Genomic DNA, 18046 nt, shown 5'->3' on the forward strand with positions numbered 1-18046 from the left:
ATGATTGATAAGAGGAGAGACCATGATGGAGACGAAGACAAAATCCCATACCTATATGCTGGCCATGGTGGCGGTTATGACGGCGGTCACCTGCGTGCTGGCGCCCATGTCCATTGCCATTGGGGCGGTACCCATCACCCTGACCAATCTGGTGGCGTACTTTTCTCTGTATCTGCTGGGCTGGAAGCGGGGGAGTCTCAGCGTGCTGGTCTATATTTTAATTGGTATGGTGGGACTGCCGGTATTCTCCGGCTTCTCCGGGGGACTGGGCAAGCTGGCCGGCCCCACGGGGGGATACATTCTGGGCTTTTTGGTGATGGCGGTCATTGCCGGATGGGTGATTGACCACACCCGCAGCCGGGTGCTTCACCTGGGCGGCATGATTTTGGGGACCGCCGTGTGCTATGCCCTGGGAACGGCCTGGTATTGCTTCCTCACCCACAACCCCGTTCAGGCCGCCCTGTGGACCTGTGTCATTCCCTTTATTCCCTTTGACCTTGGGAAGATGGCGGCGGCCATGGTGGTGGGCCCCATGCTCCGCGGGCGTCTGGTCCGGGCGGGACTTCTGGAGCAGGAGACTGTCGCCCGCCACGGCGCGGTATAAATGGAAGAAACGTGCAGTCAAAGACCGCCGGACAGATGAGGTGTTCTCAGCTGTCCGGCGGTCTTTCCATGGGGAAGGAATACTTGTTTTTTTCCAGTCTAATCTTTATAATAAGGAGCGGAAAAATTTTTTTCTTTTCTGCGCAATAAAAAGACGACCCAGCGCATTACTTGGATGACAGGAGAAATGGCACATGCTGATGCTACTGACAGCACAGACAACGGAGCGCCACGGCGTGGAAGAACGAAGGGAACTGGATGAGCTGCTTTCGGGGGTAGCCGCCGGAGACCGGGAGGCCCTGGCTCAGCTGTACCGCCGCACCCGTACGGCGGTTTACGGATTGGCCTTGTCCTATGTCAAAAACGCCCACGACGCTCAGGATGTGACCCAGGATACCTTTGTTCGGGTGTGGGACAGCGCATACCAGTATAAGCCTCAGGGCTCGCCCATGGGGTGGCTGCTGGCTGTGGCCCGGAACCTGGCGCTGATGAAGCTGCGTCAGGGGTCCCGCCAGGAGCAGCTGGAGGACGAGGAGTGGGACGCCATTCCCGCCGAAAGCCCCGCTGTCACCCCGGAGGACCGGCAGGTTCTGCAGCAGGCCATGGCCGCACTCACCGATGAGGAGCGGCAGGTGGTGATGCTCCACGCAGTCACCGGCCTGAAGCACCGGGAAATTGCCCATTTGCTTGAAATGCCCCTGGCCACCGTCCTGTCCAAGTATCATCGCGCACTGAAAAAATTAAGAGTCCAGCTGGAAGGAGATGACCCTCGATGAATGACAAGGAGCTGGAGCGGCGCCTGGAGCAGGCAGTGTCCCATGCCGCGCCCAATGACCTGGAGGGAATCCTTGCCCGCTGTGAGACGCAGAAAGGAATTGTGATTCCCATGACGGAAAAGAATTCTTCCAAGCAGAACACGAGCAAGAAAAAATGGATGTCCCTGGCCGTAGCGGCCTGCCTGGCACTGGTGGTGGTGGGCGGCGGAGCCGGCTACTACTATCAGAGCAACAACGCAGTGGCCTCGGTGGTCTCCCTGGACGTCAACCCCAGCGTGGAACTGAAGGTCAACAAGAATGAGAAGGTAATTTCCGCCACACCTCAGAACGAGGACGGCAAGGTGATTCTGGAAGGGCTGGATCTGAAGGGCGTGCCGGTGGATGTGGCAATGAACGCCGTCATCGGCTCCCTGCTCCAGCATGGCTACGTGGATGAGCTTGCCAACTCCATTCTCATCACCGTGGAGGACGACGACGTGCAGCGGGGCGAGAAGCTCCAGGAGGAGCTCACCGCCCAGGCCGACGCCGCCCTGGCCAGCGCCCAGATCAACGGCGCCATCCTTTCTCAGACCCTCCAGTATAACGAGGAGCTGAGCCGGAAGGCCGAGGAGTACGGCATTTCCGCCGGTAAGGCCGCCCTCATTCAGGCTATCGTGGAGGGCAGCAACAACACCAAGACCTTTGAGAGCCTGGTGGGGCTGACCATCAACGAGCTGAACCTGCTCTACTCCGCCCAGAATACCACCGGTACCCAGAGCCAGGAGGGGAGCACCGTCATCGGCGGAGCCGATGGCCCCACAGATATCCTGGTTTCCAATACCATCCAGACCTCCGGAACGGCCAGCCAGAGTGCCTATATCGGCGCAGATGCCGCCAAGAGCGCGGCGCTGAAGCATGCGGGCCTCTCCACCGACCAGGTCACCTTCCTGAAGGCGGAGTTCGACTACGACGACGGCCGTATGATTTATGAGGTGGAGTTCCACTCCGGCAGCAAGAAATATGAGTATGAGATTGATGCCTCCAACGGGCAGGTGGTGAAGTACGAGACGGAAGCCACCGGCACCGCACCCAGCACCGGTTCCGCCAACGCCTCCTCCTACATTGGGGAGAGCGCCGCAAAGGCGGCCGCCCTCAGCCATGCGGGCGTGAAGGAGAGCGATACCAAGTACTGCAACGCCTGGCTGGAGTACGATGACGGACGGGCCGAGTGCTACGAGGTGGAGTTCATGGTGGGCTCCAGCCGCTATGAGTACGAAATCGCCCTGACCAGCGCCACCGTCCTCAAGCACGAGGTCAAGACCTATTCCCAGAGCACCTCCGGCGGCAGTACCAGCAGCAATACCGGCAGCACCAGCACTAGCACCAGCACCGGAAATTCCGGCAGCACTTCTTCTGACATCGGCAGCGAGGCCGCCAAGAGTGCTGCGCTGAAGGACGCGGGCGTTTCCGCCTCCTCCGCCACCGGCATGAAGGTGGAGCGGGACTGGGACGACGGCCGCCTGGAATATGAGATTGAATTCTGGGTGGACAGCACCGAGTACGATTACACGGTGGACGGCACCAGCGGCGCCATCCTGAAGCGGGATACGGAGCGCCACGGCAGCACCAGCACTGGCAGCACTGGAAACTCCGGCAGCACTTCTTCCGACATCGGCAGTGACAAGGCCAAGAGCATTGCCCTGAACCACGCCGGGGTGAGCGAGTCCAGCACCTATGAGCTGAAGGTGAAGCAGGACTACGACGACGGCCGGCTGGAGTATGAGGTGGAGTTCAAGGCCAACGGTGTGGAATATGAATACACCATCCTTGCCTCCGACGGAAGCATCCTCTCCTACGAGTCTGACCGGGATGACTGAGACAAGAACAGAAACCGGAACGTAAGAAAACCCGGGCGGCGCCTGCAGGCGCCGCCCGGGTTTTGGTTTTATTAGCGTTCTTTTTTGGAATCGGAGTAGGGCAGTCCGGAGAGGTACCGCCGGGCCAGGTCGAAGGCGTGGCTGGCGGTCTGGATGCGAAGCCGTTCCCGTACGGGGCGGTTGCCCAGAGCAAGAGAACGGACATAGGAGCCCTCGGGGGTGGCGATGGCTACAAACATGGTGCCCACCTCGTTTCCGCGGTCATCCTTGTCAGGACCGGCCACGCCGGTGGAGGAGAGGGCGATGTCGCAGCCCAGCACCCGGCGGGCACCCTCCGCCATGGCCTGGGCCACCTGGGAGGAGACGGCACCGAACTGGTCCAGCAGCTCCTGAGGCACTCCCAGTACGCCAGCCTTCACCTCGTTGATGTAGGATACGATGCCGCCCTTGAATACCTTGGAGGCACCGGGCACGTCGGTCAGCCGCTTGGCCATCAGGCCACCGGTGCAGCTCTCCGCCACACCCAGAGTAAGACCTTTTTTCAACAGCAGCTGCTCCACAACCTCCTCCAGGGAGGACACGTCCACGCCGTAGACCTTGGCGCCGAAGAGGGCCTTGATCTCCTCCACCGTGGGCTTGAGCAGGGCCTGGGCCTCCTGGTCGGTGGGCGCCTTGGCGGTGACCCGCAGCTCACACTCTCCCTCCTTGGCGTAGGGGGCCAGGGTGGGATTGGACATGGTGTTCATCTGGTCCCGCAGCTGGGCCTCCATGGTGGATTCCCCAATGCCGAAGAGCTTCAGCGTGTGGGAGGCAATCACGCCCTCGGACAGGCTGAGCAGATAGGGCTTGGCCCGGTACTGGAACATGGGGCGGCACTCGCTGGGGGGACCGGGGAGCATGATGACGTGGACGCCGTCGGCGAAGAAGGCGCAGCCGGGGGCGGTACCCCAGTCGTTGTCCAGAATGGTGCAGCCCTCCGGGAGCATGGCCTGCTGCAGGTTGTTCTCTGTCATGGGGCGGCCGGTGCGGGTGAAGTAGCTGCGGATGCGCTGGGCGGAGGGCTCGTCAAAGACCAGCTTCTTGCCAAACGCCTCGGCCAGTACATTCTTAGTCAGATCATCGCAGGTGGGGCCGAGACCGCCGGTGGTGATGATGATGTCAGCCCGCTCCTTGGCAATGGCCACGGCCTGACGGGCGCGCTGAGGGTTGTCGCCCACCACCGTATGGTAGTAGACGTTCAACCCCAGCTCGCTGAGCCCCTGGGAGAGGATCTGGGCGTCGGTATTTGCAATGTTGCCCAGCAGCAGCTCGGTGCCCACGGACAAAATTTCCACGGTATGGGACATGGGAAGGACCTCCAAAATAAAATGAAATATCAATCAAAGCGGTCCAGAACCGCGGTCTGGACGGGCATGTCCGGCTCCAAAGTGAGAGAAGGGCCGGGATAGTGGATGACATCCTCGCGCAGCGCCAGGAAGTTCCCCAGCGGAGTAATGACGTCGTAGCCGAAGCCGGCGCCCCGGTAGTGCATGGGGACAACTACCCGGGCCTGGAGCTGACGGGCGGTCTCGTCGGCCTGGGCCGCGTCGATGGTGTAGTAGCCGCCCACCGGCAGCAGGACCGCATCCAACCCCTGCAGCTTTTCCAGCTGCTCCGGGGTGAGGGCGCAGCCCAGATCGCCCATGTGGGCCACCCGCAGTCCGTCGGCGGAAATCATATGAATGGTATTGGGGCCGCGGAGGGTGCCGCCCTCGGGATCGTGGAAGGTATCCAGCCGCTCCACGGTGAAGGAGGGGGACTTGCCGCTGAGCGCCACGCTGCCCCGGGCGTTGTGGTCGTGATGCTCATGGCTGCACAGCACCAGATCGGCCTGCAGATGCAGGGGAGGCAGACCGGGCACCGAGCCGTCCTCGTAGGGGTCAAAGACCACTGTGCCCTGACTGGTCTCCAGGGTAAAACAGGAATGTCCGTGCCAAATCAGCTTCATAGAAAGGCTCCTTTCCCGGCCGGATGGGCCGGAGACCTCATGTTTTTGGTGAATATGCATATTATAGCATGGGAGCGGGAAGAAGGAAAGAAGGACGAAACGGGAAATTTGCCGTCCCGGAGGGCAGAACAATGAAAAATGAAAAAGGAAAGTGTCCTTGGGCCGAAAAAAAGAAAATAGGAACCGGGTTATGCCCGGACAAAGTGCATTAAGTCTGTCACAACGCCGAAAAAACGGAGTTTAACCGGGCTTTAGACATGAAAAGTGCCAAAAAATGGAGCGCCAACCTGCGGTTTTGGTGTGATTTTTGATTTTTTTGCAATTTTTCGACCAATTTATAGTTGAAATTCTCCCTGATTTGGAATACAATGATAGCCGCGAAAACAAGGAGGAGCGGTCGTGCTGAACATTGTACTGGTGGAGCCTGAAATCCCCATGAATACCGGTAACATTGCCAGAACCTGTGCCGCAACCCGCAGTCGTCTGCACCTGGTGAAGCCCCTGGGCTTTGACATCAGCGACAAGGCGGTAAAGCGGGCGGGACTGGACTACTGGCCCATGGTGGACCTGCGGGTTTATGAGGGACTGGATGACTTTTTCACTCAGAATCCCAATCCGGATCTGTGGCTGGCCACCACCAAAGCCCCGCGGGATTATTCCCAGGTCCGGTTTGAGCCGGACTGCTGGCTGATGTTCGGCAAGGAGACGGCGGGCCTCCCTGAACAGCTGCGCCGGCGTTATTTCGACCGGTGCATCCGAATTCCCATGCGGGCGGACGCCCGCAGCCTGAATCTGGCCAATTCCGTCGCAATCCTGGCCTATGAAGCGCTGCGTCAGCAGGGCTTCCCGGAGCTTTCCGGGGTGGGGGAGATGGGCGGAATCCAGCACCCTTAGCAAAAAGAAGTTTGTTCCCGTTTGAACCGATTTCACACAGAGAGGAGTTCGTAGATTATGAACTATCATAAGAAAACCGTCAAGGACGTGGACGTCAAGGGCAAGAAGGTCCTGCTGCGCTGTGATTTCAACGTACCTATGGCCAAGGACGGCAGCGGTGTCATCACCGATGACAAGCGTATCCGCGCTGCGCTGCCCACCATCCAGTATCTGCTGGATCAGGGCGCCGCGGTCATTGCCTGCTCCCATATGGGCAAGCCCAAGGGTGAGGTGAAGCCCGAGCTGTCTCTGAAGCCGGTGGCTGCCCGCCTGAGCGAGCTGCTGGGCAAGGAAGTCATCATGGCCAACGACGTGGTGGGCGCTGACGCCCAGGCCAAGGCCAAGGCTCTGCAGCCTGGCCAGATCATGCTGCTGGAGAATACCCGCTTCGAGCCCGGTGAGACCAAGAACGATCCCGCTCTGGCCAAGGCCATGGCCGATATGGCGGACCTCTATGTGTCGGATGCCTTCGGCGCGGTGCACCGTGCCCACGCCTCCACCGCCGGTGTGGCCGATTACCTGCCCGCGGTCAGCGGCTTCCTCATTCAGAAGGAGCTGGACGTCATCGGCGGCGCTCTGGCCAACCCCAAGCGTCCTCTGGTGGCCATCCTGGGCGGCTCTAAGGTCTCCTCCAAGATCGGCGTCATCAATAACCTGCTGGAGATTGCCGACACCATCATCATCGGCGGCGGCATGGCCTACACCTTCTCTGCCGCTCAGGGCGGCAAGGTGGGCGACAGCCTGCTGGAGGCCGACTGGGAGGAGTACGCCAACGACATGGTGAAGAAGGCTCAGGAGAAGGGCGTCAAGCTGCTCCTGCCCGTGGACACCGTGTGCGGCGACAAGTTTGCTCCCGATGCCAACACCCAGGTGGTCAAGGCCGGCGAGATTCCCGACGGCTGGCAGGGCCTGGACATCGGCCCCGAGACCGTGAAGATTTACTGCGACGCCGTGAAGGACGCCGGTACTGTCATCTGGAATGGCCCCATGGGCGTGTTTGAGTTTGCCGCCTTCGCCAAGGGCACCGAGGCTGTGGCCGAGGCCCTGAGCAAGACCGACGCCATCACCATCATCGGCGGCGGCGACAGCGCGGCTGCCGTGCAGCAGCTGGGCTATGCCGATAAGATGACCCACATCTCCACCGGCGGCGGCGCCTCTCTGGAGTTCATGGAGGGCAAGGAGCTGCCCGGTGTGGCCTGCCTGCTGGACGCCTGATGCATCTGGCAATCTGACTGGTCCGGAATTTCCGGGAAGGTCGGAATACCCCTTAAAAACCTTCGTCGGAATTTCCCGGCGCGAGATGAGAAATATAAACAAGTTTTAGGGAGAGATTAACAATGAACCGTCGCTATCGTAAGACCATTATCGCCGGCAACTGGAAGATGAACAACACCCTGTCCCAGACCAAGGCTTTTGCTGAGGAGCTCAAGCCCATCATGCCCAAGGGCAAGTGGTGCAGCGTGGTGCTGTGCGTCCCCGCCACCAACATCCAGTCCGCCGTGCGTCTCTTTAAGGACTGCCACATCGCCATCGGTGCTGAGACCTGCCACTATGAGGATCACGGCGCCTACACCGGCGAGATTACCGCCGAGATGATCAAGGAGGCGGGCGCCAAGTACGTGATCATCGGTCACTCCGAGCGCCGTCAGTACTACAACGAGACCGACTTCACCGTCAACAAGAAGGTCCACGCCGCCATCAACGCCGGCCTCATCCCCATCATCTGCGTGGGCGAGAGCCTGGAGCAGCGTGAGCTGGGCGTCACCATGGAGCTCATTGCCTATCAGGTGAAGTGCGCTCTGGCCAACGTGCCCGCTGAGAAGATGCGTCACATCGTCATCGCTTACGAGCCCCTGTGGGCCATCGGCACTGGCAAGACCGCCACTGCCGAGCAGGCCGGCGAGGTTTGCCAGGCCATCCGCACCGTCATCCGCAAGCTGTACGGTGCCCATGTGGCCCGCTCCGTCACCATCCAGTATGGTGGCTCCATGAACGCCAAGAACGCTGCTGAGCTGCTGGCTCAGCCCGACGTGGATGGCGGCCTCATCGGCGGCGCCAGCCTGAAGCCCGCGGACTTCGTCCAGATCATCAACGCGGCCAACCAGGAGTAATCCGTTGGCCTCATGGGCGGCGCCAGCCTGAAGCCTGCCAGTGACCGGTTCGGCCGAAAAGAGCCGGACCGGCTGGCAGGATGGGTGCCGCTGTGCGGCAAAGCGGTTTTCACGGCAGGGAAGCTGCTTCCCTCTCCGTGCTCCCCCTCCACTCTCCGAGGGGGGATTAGGTGCCCTTTGGGCTCATTGCAAGGAGAATTTGTTTCTATGAAAACACCTACCACTTTGATTATCATGGACGGCTTTGGCATGGCGCCCGACGCTCCGGGCAACGCTGTGGCCAACGCTCCTACCCCCAATCTGGACAAGATTTTTGCTGAGTGTCCCGGCTGCCGTCTGTCCGCTTCCGGACTGGACGTGGGTCTGCCCGAGGGGCAGATGGGCAACAGCGAGGTGGGCCACACCAACATCGGCGCCGGCCGCGTGGTGTTCCAGGACCTGCCCCACATCAGCCGTGACATTGAGAGCGGCGCGTTCTTCGAGAACCCCGCCTATCTGGAGGCCATGGCCAACTGCCGGGAGTGGGGCTCCGCCCTGCACCTTATGGGCCTTCTGTCCGACGGCGGTGTGCACAGCCACATCACCCACCTTTTCGCCCTGCTGAAGATGGCCCAGGACCAGGGCATTGAGAAGGTCTACGTCCACTGCTTCCTGGACGGCCGTGACGTGCCCCCCAGCTCCGGCAAGCACTATGTGGAGCAGCTGCAGGCCAAGATGCAGCAGCTGGGCGTGGGTAAGATTGCCACTGTCATGGGCCGCTACTACGCCATGGACCGGGACAAGCGCTGGGACCGCGTGCAGCGCGCCTATGACGCCATTGTCTGCGGCCAGGCCCCCTATGTGGAGGACGCGGCCCAGGCCGTGCAGGAGTCCTATGACAAGGGCGTGACCGACGAGTTCATGGAGCCTGTGACCTGCCTGAAGAACGTGCAGGTTCAGGACAACGACTCGGTGATCTTCTTCAACTTCCGTCCTGACCGTGCCCGGGAGATTACCCGCTGCCTGGTGGACGAGGACCTGAAGGATATCAAGCGTTCCACCGGCTTTGTGCCTGTGTTCTTCGTGTGTACCACTGAGTACGACGCCACCATGCCCAACGTCACCGTGGCCTATCCCCGGCAGAAGCTGGAGAACATCTTTGGAGAGTACATCTCCAAGCTGGGCATGACCCAGCTGCGCATCGCCGAGACTGAGAAGTACGCCCATGTGACCTTCTTCTTCAACGGCGGCGTGGAGCAGGTGTTCCCCGGTGAAGACCGCTGCCTGATTCCTTCCCCCAAGGTGGCCACCTACGACCTGCAGCCTGAGATGTCCGCCTACGCCGTCACCGAGGAGGCGGTCAAGCGCATCCTCAGCGGCGCCTATGACGTCATTATTCTGAACTTTGCCAACTGCGACATGGTGGGTCATACCGGCGTGTATGAGGCGGCCTGCAAGGCTGTGACCACCGTGGACGAGTGCGTGGGCAAGGTGGTGGAGGCCACCTCCAAGATGGGAGGCGTGTCCCTCATCACCGCCGACCACGGCAACGCCGAGCGCATGGTGGACACCGACGGTGAGCCCTTCACCGCCCACACCACCAACCTGGTGCCCTTCTATATTGTGGGCGCCAACGTCAAGCTGCGGGACGGCCGTCTGGCTGACATTGCCCCCACTATGCTGGATCTGATGGGCATTGAGAAGCCTGCCGAGATGGATGGCCAGACCCTGATTACCAACTGATTTGCGTTCTGGTACGGCTTCGCAGGTGCGCGCCGTGCAGACCATATACCCCTGATGGGCGGAGCGGGTTCCGCCATAATATTGAAAGGAGCTTGAAATCCTATGAAGCAGATGATCGAGATTGTTGATGTCGTCGGCCGCGAAATCCTGGACAGCCGCGGCAACCCCACCGTTGAGGTTGAGGTGTACCTGGAGGACGGCACCATGGGCCGTGCCGCCGTTCCCTCCGGCGCTTCCACCGGTATCTATGAGGCCTGCGAGCTGCGCGACGGCGACAAGAGCCGCTATATGGGCAAGGGCGTGGAGAACGCCGTGAAGAACGTGAACACCGAGATCGCTGAGGCCCTCATCGGCACCAACGTTCTGGACCAGGTGGCCATCGACAAGATGCTCATCGACCTGGACGGCACTCCCAACAAGAGCCGCCTGGGCGCCAACGCCATTCTGGGCGCTTCCCTGGCCTGCGCCAAGGCCGCTGCCGAGAGCCTGGGCACCAGCCTCTACAACTACATTGGCGGTGTCAACGCCAAGCAGCTGCCCGTGCCCATGATGAACATCCTGAACGGCGGCGCTCACGCCACCAACAACGTGGAGATCCAGGAGTTCATGATTATGCCTGTCTCCGCTCCTTCCTTCCGCGAGGCTCTGCGCCGCTGCGCTGAGGTCTTCCACACCCTGAAGACCGTCCTGAAGGAGAACGGCACTCCCGCCGCCGGCGTGGGCGACGAGGGCGGCTATGCCCCCAACCTGAAGAAGGATGAGGACGCCCTGAAGGTTATCGTGGCCGCCATCGAGAAGGCTGGCTACAAGCCCGGCGAGGACTTTAAGATCGCTATCGACGCCGCTTCCTCCGAGTGGTGGGACGAGGAGCAGAAGATCTATATCCAGCCCAAGTCCGGCAAGAAGCTGACCCAGCAGCAGCTGGTGAACATGTGGAAGAAGTTCGCCGACAACTACCCCATCATCTCCCTGGAGGACGGCATGGCCGAGACCGACTGGGAAGGCTGGGCTATGCTGACCAAGGCCATCGGCGACCGCGTCCAGCTGGTGGGCGACGACCTGTTTGTCACCAACGTGGAGCGTCTGGCCACCGGCATTGAGAAGAAGGTTGCCAACGCCATCCTCATCAAGGTCAACCAGATCGGCACCCTGACCGAGACTCTGGACGCCATCCAGATGGCCAACCGCGCCGGCTACACCGCCATTGTGTCCCACCGCTCCGGCGAGACCGAGGACGCCACCATCGCCGACATCGCTGTGGCCCTCAACGCCGGCCAGATCAAGACCGGTGCTCCCAGCCGTACCGACCGTGTGGCCAAGTACAACCAGCTGCTCCGCATCGAGGAGGAGCTGGGCGACATCGCCGAGTATCCCGGCATGAAGGCTTTCTTCAACCTGCGCTAAGTTAAAGCTTCTGTGACAAAGCCGCCCTTCGGGGCGGCTTTGTTTTCTTATGCCCAAGAAAACAACACGGCACTGCTTATCAAGCAGCGCCGTGTTGTTTTTTGGAGAACGTAGTATTGAACACTGGGAGAGCAAAAACGAAAGCAGAGCCTCAGGCATTGAATACATACTTATCCAGCCGGTGCATCGCTTCCTGGACACGACTGAGCGGTAAGGCCAGATTCATACGCAGATGGCAGGGACCATGGAACATCCTTCCATCCTGAACCGCAACGCCGACTTTCCAGGCTGCCCGCTCTACATGTTCAATATCACATTCATGAAGCTTGCACCACTGGGAGCAGTCAAGGAAGAGTAAGTAGGTTCCCTGCGGCCGTGAAACGGAGACGCCCGGGAAATGCTCTGAAATATACTGGCAGGCGTAGTTCACATTCTCTGTGAGAACCTGACACAACTCATCTGCCCACTGGTAGCCCTCGGGCTGGTATGCGCCGATCAGTCCGTACATGGATAACAGATTCATATCGTTATAGTGGGAGAGAGAGGACTCCTTTACCATTCGATCCTGAATCCATTTGTTGTAAACGATATGATAGCTCCCAACCAAGCCGGCCAGATTAAAGGTTTTTGAGGGGGCGTAAAAGGCAGCCGTTCGCATCCGGGCATCCTCGCTGACGGATTGTGTGGGAATATGTTTATGTCCGGTCAGAATGATATCCGACCAGATCTCGTCTGAAACCACGAATACATCATATTTTTTACACAGTTCCATAAACTGCTCGATTTCCCAGCGTTCCCACACCCGGCCACACGGGTTGTGAGGGGAACAGAAGATTGCGGCGTGAATCCGTTCTTCTTTCAGCTTTTCTTCCATATCGGCAAAATCCATCCGCCAGATCCCGGCATCATCCTGTACCAACTGGCTGTGGACGATGTGATAGCCGTTGTTGCTCAGTGATTTTGTAAAACCAATATAGGTGGGGGAGTGTACCAATACCTTGTCGCCTTTGGAACAGAACACATTCAGTGCGCTGACTACGCCGCCCAACACACCGTTTTCATACTTGATGTGTTCTTTTTTCAGTCCCGTTACACCGTTTCGCGTTTCATGCCAGCGAATAATGGAGTCATAATACTCCTGCCTTGGCTCAAAGTACCCGTAATGGGGCTCTTTTGCCCGATTGATAATGGCTTCGGGAATTGTGGGACAGGCAGGAAAATTCATATCCGCCACCCACATAGGGATGACGTCCATTCCGTTTTCCGGCGGATCCGGAGCAAGACCGGGTGCTCGGCCCAGAGAATCTACCGCAAGGGCATCCATACCTTTTCGTTCCATGATGCTTGTAAAATCATATTTCATGGTTGGTACTCCTCTCCACAGTAAATTAAGTGCGCAATATTTTATCTGACAATTATTTAGGTGCTTTAATATTAAGTACCTTTAATATATAAGAGAAGAAGAAAAATGTCAACAGGAAATCATACTGATATGTGGGAGGTGGAGTGCTAGTTTGGAGAAACGGGGGATGAATATGTGGATGAACTTTCATTTTTACGGAAAAGATGATATAATCTTGCAAAGAACAGAGGAGCTGCTTCCTGTTTTGATGTTTTATGACCGGCACTGCAGGGAAGTTCCCAAAGAAATATGATTTGGGATAACGGCAGAGGTTAGCGGTTATTTGAATAAGGAGATAAGAAATCCATGGAGAACAGGAGAAAAGAACTGCTGCAGAAATTGTGGTCAGCACAAGACGAGGCCTATGAATTGATGGCGGAGTATGATTCGCTGCCTCACACATATGGAAGTGTTGTTTTATATCAGGCGGAGGCTCTCGTGGTAAATTTGATTGGCGAGCATAGTGACATTACCATTACCGAGTTGGGGAGTATTTTGAAAAAGACGGCCAGTGCCTGTTCCCAGATTGTGCGGAAACTGAAAAGTAAAGGGCTGGTGGAGCAGGTTCGAAACGAGAGCAATAACCGGCAGCTGAATCTGCGGCTAACAGACGAGGGAAAGCAGATCTATTTGGACCGGTTGAGCTTGAATCTTGAGTGCCAGAATATTCTCTTTCAAATGCTTCAGGAATTTTCCAACGAAGAAATTGCCCATCATATCGCGGTTCAGGAGAGGATCAATCAGGCGTATCGAGGCGATATCGATCGCAGCAAAATTTCTGTAACCGACTGAAAGGAAACGCTGCGGAACCGCCGTGGTGTATAGGAGAACATAACAGGAAAGCGATGAAACGGCACCGCCCACCGGGCGGCGCCGTTTCATCGCTTCATTGTATTTAAGATACACTCTGCCCATAGCGGTGGCCCTGACCATTTCCAGCCCCTGAGCCTCCGCCGTTTCCATAGCCGCTGCCCGCTCCGTTTCCACTGCCGTTCCCGGAGCCGTTGACATTCCCGCTTTGAGCATCCCCATCGGACTGGGAGAGACTGGCCAGCAGGGTGCCGATTTCCCGCATGCTCATCTGCTGCACCTCCTCCGGGGTCAAGTCGGAGCCCAGCTCACAGAGCTCCAGATAAGCGTGGTATTTTCCGTAGGAGAGCCCCAGGGCGTTGGCCTGCTCCGCCTCGCCGCTGTCCAGGGCGCAGCAGTAGGTGCCCTGCCGCTGGGCGGTGGCATTCTCAACCCCCGACAGCAGCCGATCCCGCTGCGCTTCGTTATCTCCCACCACCGTGATGGCCACAGCCGGATCGTCCCCCAGATAGTTGGTCAGGCTGGGACTGTCCAGCACCTGCTCCACCGCACTGGTGCAGGGGAGAAAGGTAAGATTCAGGGTTTCGGCCAACGCCTGGCCCTCTTGGTTGACCCCGGTGACCGAAATCACCCGGTCAAAGCGGTTTACGTTCAGTTCCAGGGAGGGATTAACGTCAATGCTCACCGTGGAGGTGGGGGTAAAGCAGGCCCAGCCTCCTGCGCCGGTGAGCAGGAGCAGAATACAGGCGGCCGCAGCGGCCAGCCGTCCCGGACGGGCGCCTGCCCGTGCGGTGTAGCCCTGGGTTTTCCGGGCCAGAAAGTCCCGGGTCTGTTCCTTCAGAGCTTCCTCCGCATAGACGTTGTCCAGAGCCCGTTTCAGCTGTTCACGCATCGGCCTCACCTCCCAGCATTTCCTGGAGCAGCTTCTTGGCACGGTTGAGAAGGGTATAGACGGTGTTTACGTTCTTCCCCAAAATCCGTCCAATCTCCGGAGCAGTGTAGTCTTCGTAGTAATGAAGGTAAATGACGTCCTTGTATTTGGGGGGCAGAGAGAGCACGGCCTGGAGCACACCGCTGTCCTCCGGGTCCGAGGTACACGCGGCAGCGGCCGCCTCCAGAGGGACCACGCGGCTGTGGAAAAAGCTTTTCAGCAGGTCCCGGCAGGCGTTGAGGGTGACCCGAATGAGCCAGGCCTTTTCGTGCTCCGGACTTTCAAAGCGCACCGAACTGAGGACATATTTCAGAAAAACGGTCTGAAAGATGTCCTGGGTATCCGCCTCGTTCTTCAGATGTACCATGCAGAGCCGGCGCACGGTGTCCCCGTAGCGCTCAATGGCTGCGTTTACCTCTTCCTCGCTGCGCATGGTCAACCCCCATTTGTGTTACTTCCCGCGGCCTCCCCGCCAGCCGGTTCCGCCGCCGATGCGGTGGTCACATATCCCGTCGCCGTTGGCATCTACAAAGCCTGTACCCTGGGCAAGGTTATCACATACCCTGTCGCCGTCGGTGTCCACAAAGCCCGCGCCCTGGCCCAAACGGTCGCATACGCTGTCATTGGTGCAGCGGCAGGACTGGATGGAACAACGAAGCCCCTTTCCTTCTCCAGCGCCCGGACCCATTCCAACCGCACCTGCGCCGATGGTGAGCAGACCCAGTGCCAGTGCAGCGGCAGCGCCTCTCTTCAGCCATTGATTCATTCTGTACTCCTCCTTGTGTGGTGTTCCTATTGTGGTTTCATCTATAAATACGAGCGGCCACGGGAAAACCATTCACCCGTACAGAAAAAATTTTACAAGAGGGAGACATCTGCGTCCGCTTGCCCTCCCAGGAGGGAAAAACGGTTCTTCCGGGCGGTGAGTACCCCTTCCCGGCGCAGCTTGCTCAGCTCGTTGGACAGGGCACTGCGGTCCACTCCCAGGTAGTCGGCCAACTGCTGACGGTCGAAGGGGATGGTGAAGGTACGGCTCCCCTGAAGCATGGCCTGGTCGGACAGGTAGGACAGCAGCCGCCCCCGGATGGTTTTGGAGGAGGTATAAAAGATACGCCGGGACAGGGCCAGATTTTTCCCGGCGGTGATGGTCAGCAGATTGCGCAGCAGAATGTCAGAGTGGGGGCAGCTGCGGGTAAACAGTCCGCTCAAATCCAGCGAAAGCAGATGGGCGTCCTCGGAGGCCGCCGCGCTGACCAGCAGGGGCTGCAGGGGGAGGCAGGCGTAGGTTTCGGCAAAGACCTCGCCTGGGGCCACGTGCCCCAGAATGGCGCGGTTGCCCCAGGCGTCGTGATTCTCAATGGTGACGCCGCCGGAGAGCACCACCCAGAGCCGGTTGGTGTGGGTGCTGGCTGCCAGAATCACGTCTCCACGGGTATATTGGCTACACCGCGCGTCCAAAGCGGACAGCAGGAGCTGAATCTCCTCCGGGGAGGCGCCGTGGAACAGGGAGGTGGTGGCTAAAAATTGGATGTCCATAAATCCTCCGTTTGTTGGAATAACAACATACAAGTGTGAGCTATTGTACTATACTGAGGCCACAACGTCAAGAACACGGAGGTACTGCTATGATTCGCAGAGTGATTGAAATTGACCAGGAGAAATGCAACGGCTGCGGGCTGTGTGCCCAGGCCTGTCACGAGGGGGCCATCGGCATGGTGGACGGCAAGGCCCGGCTGCTGCGGGATGACTACTGCGACGGCTTGGGGGACTGCCTGCCGGTCTGCCCCACGGGAGCCATCACCTTTGTGGAGCGGGAGGCGGCGGCCTACGATGAGGCCGCGGTCAAGGCTAAGAAGGCCGGGGAGGAGGGGACACTGCCCTGCGGCTGTCCGGGCAGTCAGTCCCGGACGCTGACCCGGGAGGCCTGTGAGGCTCCGGCTCCTGCCGCCGGGCCGGTCTCCTCTCAGCTTCGCCAGTGGCCGGTGCAGATTAAGCTGGCCCCGGTGAATGCACCTTACTTTGAGGGGGCCAAGCTGCTGGTGGCAGCAGACTGCGCGGCCTACGCCTATGGTTCCTTCCACCAGGATTTCATCCGGGGCAAAGTGACGCTCATCGGCTGTCCCAAGCTGGACGGCGTGGATTACAGCGAAAAGCTTACGGAGATTCTGAAGCGGAACGTCATAAAGAGCGTCACGGTGGTCCGCATGGAGGTGCCCTGCTGCGGCGGGCTGGAGCGGGCGGTCATTACCGCGCTGCAGAATTGTGGAAAGCTGATCCCCTGGCAGGTGGTCACCCTGTCCACCGACGGGCGGATTCTGGAGGAGTAATCCCAACAAGCAAAAAACCGGCGTGCCGTCTCACAGGCGGCACGCCGGTTTTGTCTATCAGGTGTGTACTTCCGATTTGGTTTCCCGGGATTCCTGGGGGACCGGGGAGAGCTTTTCCACCAGAGCCCACTCCACCCGACGGTCACACAACTCCTCCACCCGGATGCGCAGACCCATGGCCTCCACCACCGGACGGCTGCCGTCCTCTGGAATGACGGACAGCTGAGAGAAGACCAGGCCGCCCAGCGTGTCGTAATCCCGCTCTTCATCTTCGGGCAGCTCCAGGTCCATCGCCTCAGCCAGTTCCTCCAGGTCGGCGGAGCCGGACACCCGCCACTTGTTGTCCTCCAGGCGGATGATGTCCTGCTCCTCCTGGGGATCGAACTCGTCATAGATGTTGCCCACCAGCTCCTCCAGCAGGTCCTCCAGAGTGACCAGACCGCTGGTTCCGCCGTATTCGTCCACCACCAGGGCCATGTGGGTTTTCTTGCCCTGCATATCCCGGAACAGCACGTCGGCGGGCACTGTTTCAGGGACGAAGTAGGCCGGGCGCAGCAGATCCTTCATGGGCTTAGGGTCGGGCAGCCGGAAGTTGAGCAGATATTCCCGGGTGGAGAGAATGCCGATGATGTCGTCCACATCCTCCTGATACACCGGGAAGCGGGACAGACCGGACTGGCGGATGGTGTCCAGAATGGTCTCCTCGTCCTCATCCAGGGCGATGGTCACCATATCGGTGCGGTGGACCATCACGTCCTTGGCGGTCATGGTGTCAAACTCAAAGACGTTTTCAATGAGTTCCTTCTCATTGCTCTGGATGGCGCCGGACTCCTCGCCCTCCTCCACCATAGCCATGATGTTGTCCTCGGACACCGTTTTGTTCCGGTTCAGCAAGCGCAGCACGGGGCGGTACAGCAGCACAAGGTTGCCCGCCAGGCTGACAAAAAATAATATGGGCCATATTTGGTCCCCAGACACGAAAAACTCCCCCTTGTTATGTAGAACAATTCACCGTACATGATATCACGAAAAGCGGAATGCCGCAAGAGGAAAGCGCCGGGAAAGGCTGAAAGGCGGGGAGTTCAGTACAAATTGCAAAGAAGAACCGTGCTGTGTAAGAGCAAAGGTCCCGAGCCGATGCCTCAGAACGAACTTGTTGACAGCTTATGCACGGCTGTGGGAGA

The 18046-nt window shown here is 59.1% G+C and carries 18 protein-coding genes; 10 read left to right on the top strand and 8 right to left on the bottom strand.

From position 1 onward, the window contains the following. Positions 1–22 precede the first annotated feature (22 nt). From AC3YUO_RS05615 to AC3YUO_RS05625, 3 genes are all read left to right on the top strand, one after another. Positions 23–604: a biotin transporter BioY gene (locus AC3YUO_RS05615; RefSeq protein WP_489962053.1), complete on the top strand. Its 582-nt coding sequence runs from the start codon at positions 23–25 to the stop codon at positions 602–604. Positions 605–797: 193 nt separating this feature from the next. Beyond that, positions 798–1379, top strand: coding sequence for an RNA polymerase sigma factor (locus AC3YUO_RS05620; protein ID WP_489962054.1), 582 nt, complete (start codon positions 798–800; stop codon positions 1377–1379). Next, on the top strand, positions 1376–3235 hold the full coding sequence (locus tag AC3YUO_RS05625) for a PepSY domain-containing protein (RefSeq protein WP_489962055.1): 1860 nt from the start codon (positions 1376–1378) through the stop codon (positions 3233–3235). The genes AC3YUO_RS05620 and AC3YUO_RS05625 overlap by 4 nt, the downstream gene beginning before the upstream one ends. 71 nt (positions 3236–3306) lie before the next feature. Here AC3YUO_RS05625 and AC3YUO_RS05630 read toward each other — a convergent pair whose 3' ends face one another. Both AC3YUO_RS05630 and AC3YUO_RS05635 read right to left on the bottom strand, forming a co-directional pair. Continuing rightward, complete coding sequence (locus tag AC3YUO_RS05630; RefSeq protein WP_489962056.1) at positions 3307–4581, bottom strand: competence/damage-inducible protein A; 1275 nt, start codon at positions 4579–4581, stop codon at positions 3307–3309. A gap of 29 nt (positions 4582–4610) precedes the next feature. After that, the gene (locus AC3YUO_RS05635) at positions 4611–5222 is read right to left on the bottom strand and encodes an MBL fold metallo-hydrolase (RefSeq protein ID WP_489962057.1); all 612 of its coding nucleotides are present in this window, start codon (positions 5220–5222) and stop codon (positions 4611–4613) included. A 399-nt stretch (positions 5223–5621) separates the two neighbouring features. Between AC3YUO_RS05635 and AC3YUO_RS05640 the strand changes: the two genes are divergently transcribed. From AC3YUO_RS05640 to eno, 5 genes are all read left to right on the top strand, one after another. After that, positions 5622–6116: a tRNA (cytidine(34)-2'-O)-methyltransferase gene (locus AC3YUO_RS05640; RefSeq protein ID WP_489962058.1), complete on the top strand. Its 495-nt coding sequence runs from the start codon at positions 5622–5624 to the stop codon at positions 6114–6116. A gap of 57 nt (positions 6117–6173) precedes the next feature. Beyond that, on the top strand, positions 6174–7370 hold the full coding sequence (locus AC3YUO_RS05645) for a phosphoglycerate kinase (protein ID WP_489962059.1): 1197 nt from the start codon (positions 6174–6176) through the stop codon (positions 7368–7370). Positions 7371–7492: 122 nt separating this feature from the next. Further along, positions 7493–8266 carry a triose-phosphate isomerase gene (gene tpiA, locus AC3YUO_RS05650; protein WP_118641296.1) on the top strand — a complete coding sequence of 258 codons (774 nt, stop codon included), beginning with the start codon at positions 7493–7495 and terminating at the stop codon, positions 8264–8266. Between the two features lie 207 nt (positions 8267–8473). Continuing rightward, positions 8474–9988 (top strand): 2,3-bisphosphoglycerate-independent phosphoglycerate mutase, encoded by a 1515-nt coding sequence (gene gpmI, locus AC3YUO_RS05655; protein WP_489962060.1) that lies wholly within the window; start codon positions 8474–8476, stop codon positions 9986–9988. 102 nt (positions 9989–10090) lie between these two features. Continuing rightward, complete coding sequence (gene eno / locus AC3YUO_RS05660) at positions 10091–11392, top strand: phosphopyruvate hydratase (protein ID WP_489962061.1); 1302 nt, start codon at positions 10091–10093, stop codon at positions 11390–11392. Positions 11393–11543: 151 nt separating this feature from the next. On the opposite strand, the gene AC3YUO_RS05665 is transcribed toward eno, so the two are convergent. Beyond that, positions 11544–12755: a MalY/PatB family protein gene (locus AC3YUO_RS05665; protein WP_489962062.1), complete on the bottom strand. Its 1212-nt coding sequence runs from the start codon at positions 12753–12755 to the stop codon at positions 11544–11546. A 345-nt stretch (positions 12756–13100) separates the two neighbouring features. Here AC3YUO_RS05665 and AC3YUO_RS05670 point away from each other — a divergent pair, with 345 nt between their 5' ends. Beyond that, a complete protein-coding gene (locus AC3YUO_RS05670; protein ID WP_489962063.1) occupies positions 13101–13586 on the top strand; it encodes a MarR family winged helix-turn-helix transcriptional regulator in 486 nt (161 codons plus the stop codon). 103 nt (positions 13587–13689) lie between these two features. Here the strand turns inward: AC3YUO_RS05670 and AC3YUO_RS05675 are convergent, their stop codons facing one another. The 4 genes from AC3YUO_RS05675 to AC3YUO_RS05690 all read right to left on the bottom strand — a co-directional run bounded on the left by AC3YUO_RS05675 (position 13690) and on the right by AC3YUO_RS05690 (position 16071). After that, on the bottom strand, positions 13690–14496 hold the full coding sequence (locus tag AC3YUO_RS05675; protein ID WP_489962064.1) for an anti-sigma-I factor RsgI family protein: 807 nt from the start codon (positions 14494–14496) through the stop codon (positions 13690–13692). Then, positions 14489–14968 carry a sigma-70 family RNA polymerase sigma factor gene (locus AC3YUO_RS05680; protein WP_489962065.1) on the bottom strand — a complete coding sequence of 160 codons (480 nt, stop codon included), beginning with the start codon at positions 14966–14968 and terminating at the stop codon, positions 14489–14491. Before AC3YUO_RS05680 ends, AC3YUO_RS05675 begins: the two co-directional genes overlap by 8 nt. A gap of 18 nt (positions 14969–14986) precedes the next feature. Then, entirely contained in the window at positions 14987–15301 is a 315-nt protein-coding gene (locus tag AC3YUO_RS05685; protein WP_489962066.1) for a hypothetical protein, read from the bottom strand. Positions 15302–15393: 92 nt separating this feature from the next. Further along, positions 15394–16071, bottom strand: a complete 678-nt coding sequence (locus AC3YUO_RS05690) for a Crp/Fnr family transcriptional regulator (protein ID WP_489962067.1) — start codon at positions 16069–16071, stop codon at positions 15394–15396. An 89-nt stretch (positions 16072–16160) separates the two neighbouring features. Here AC3YUO_RS05690 and AC3YUO_RS05695 point away from each other — a divergent pair, with 89 nt between their 5' ends. Then, positions 16161–16862, top strand: coding sequence for an ATP-binding protein (locus AC3YUO_RS05695; RefSeq protein ID WP_489962068.1), 702 nt, complete (start codon positions 16161–16163; stop codon positions 16860–16862). A 57-nt stretch (positions 16863–16919) separates the two neighbouring features. On the opposite strand, the gene AC3YUO_RS05700 is transcribed toward AC3YUO_RS05695, so the two are convergent. Further along, positions 16920–17840, bottom strand: a complete 921-nt coding sequence (locus AC3YUO_RS05700) for a hemolysin family protein (protein ID WP_489962069.1) — start codon at positions 17838–17840, stop codon at positions 16920–16922. Positions 17841–18046: the final 206 nt, after the last annotated feature.

It is taken from the genome of Pseudoflavonifractor sp. HNCC25GI2, assembly GCF_058136395.1.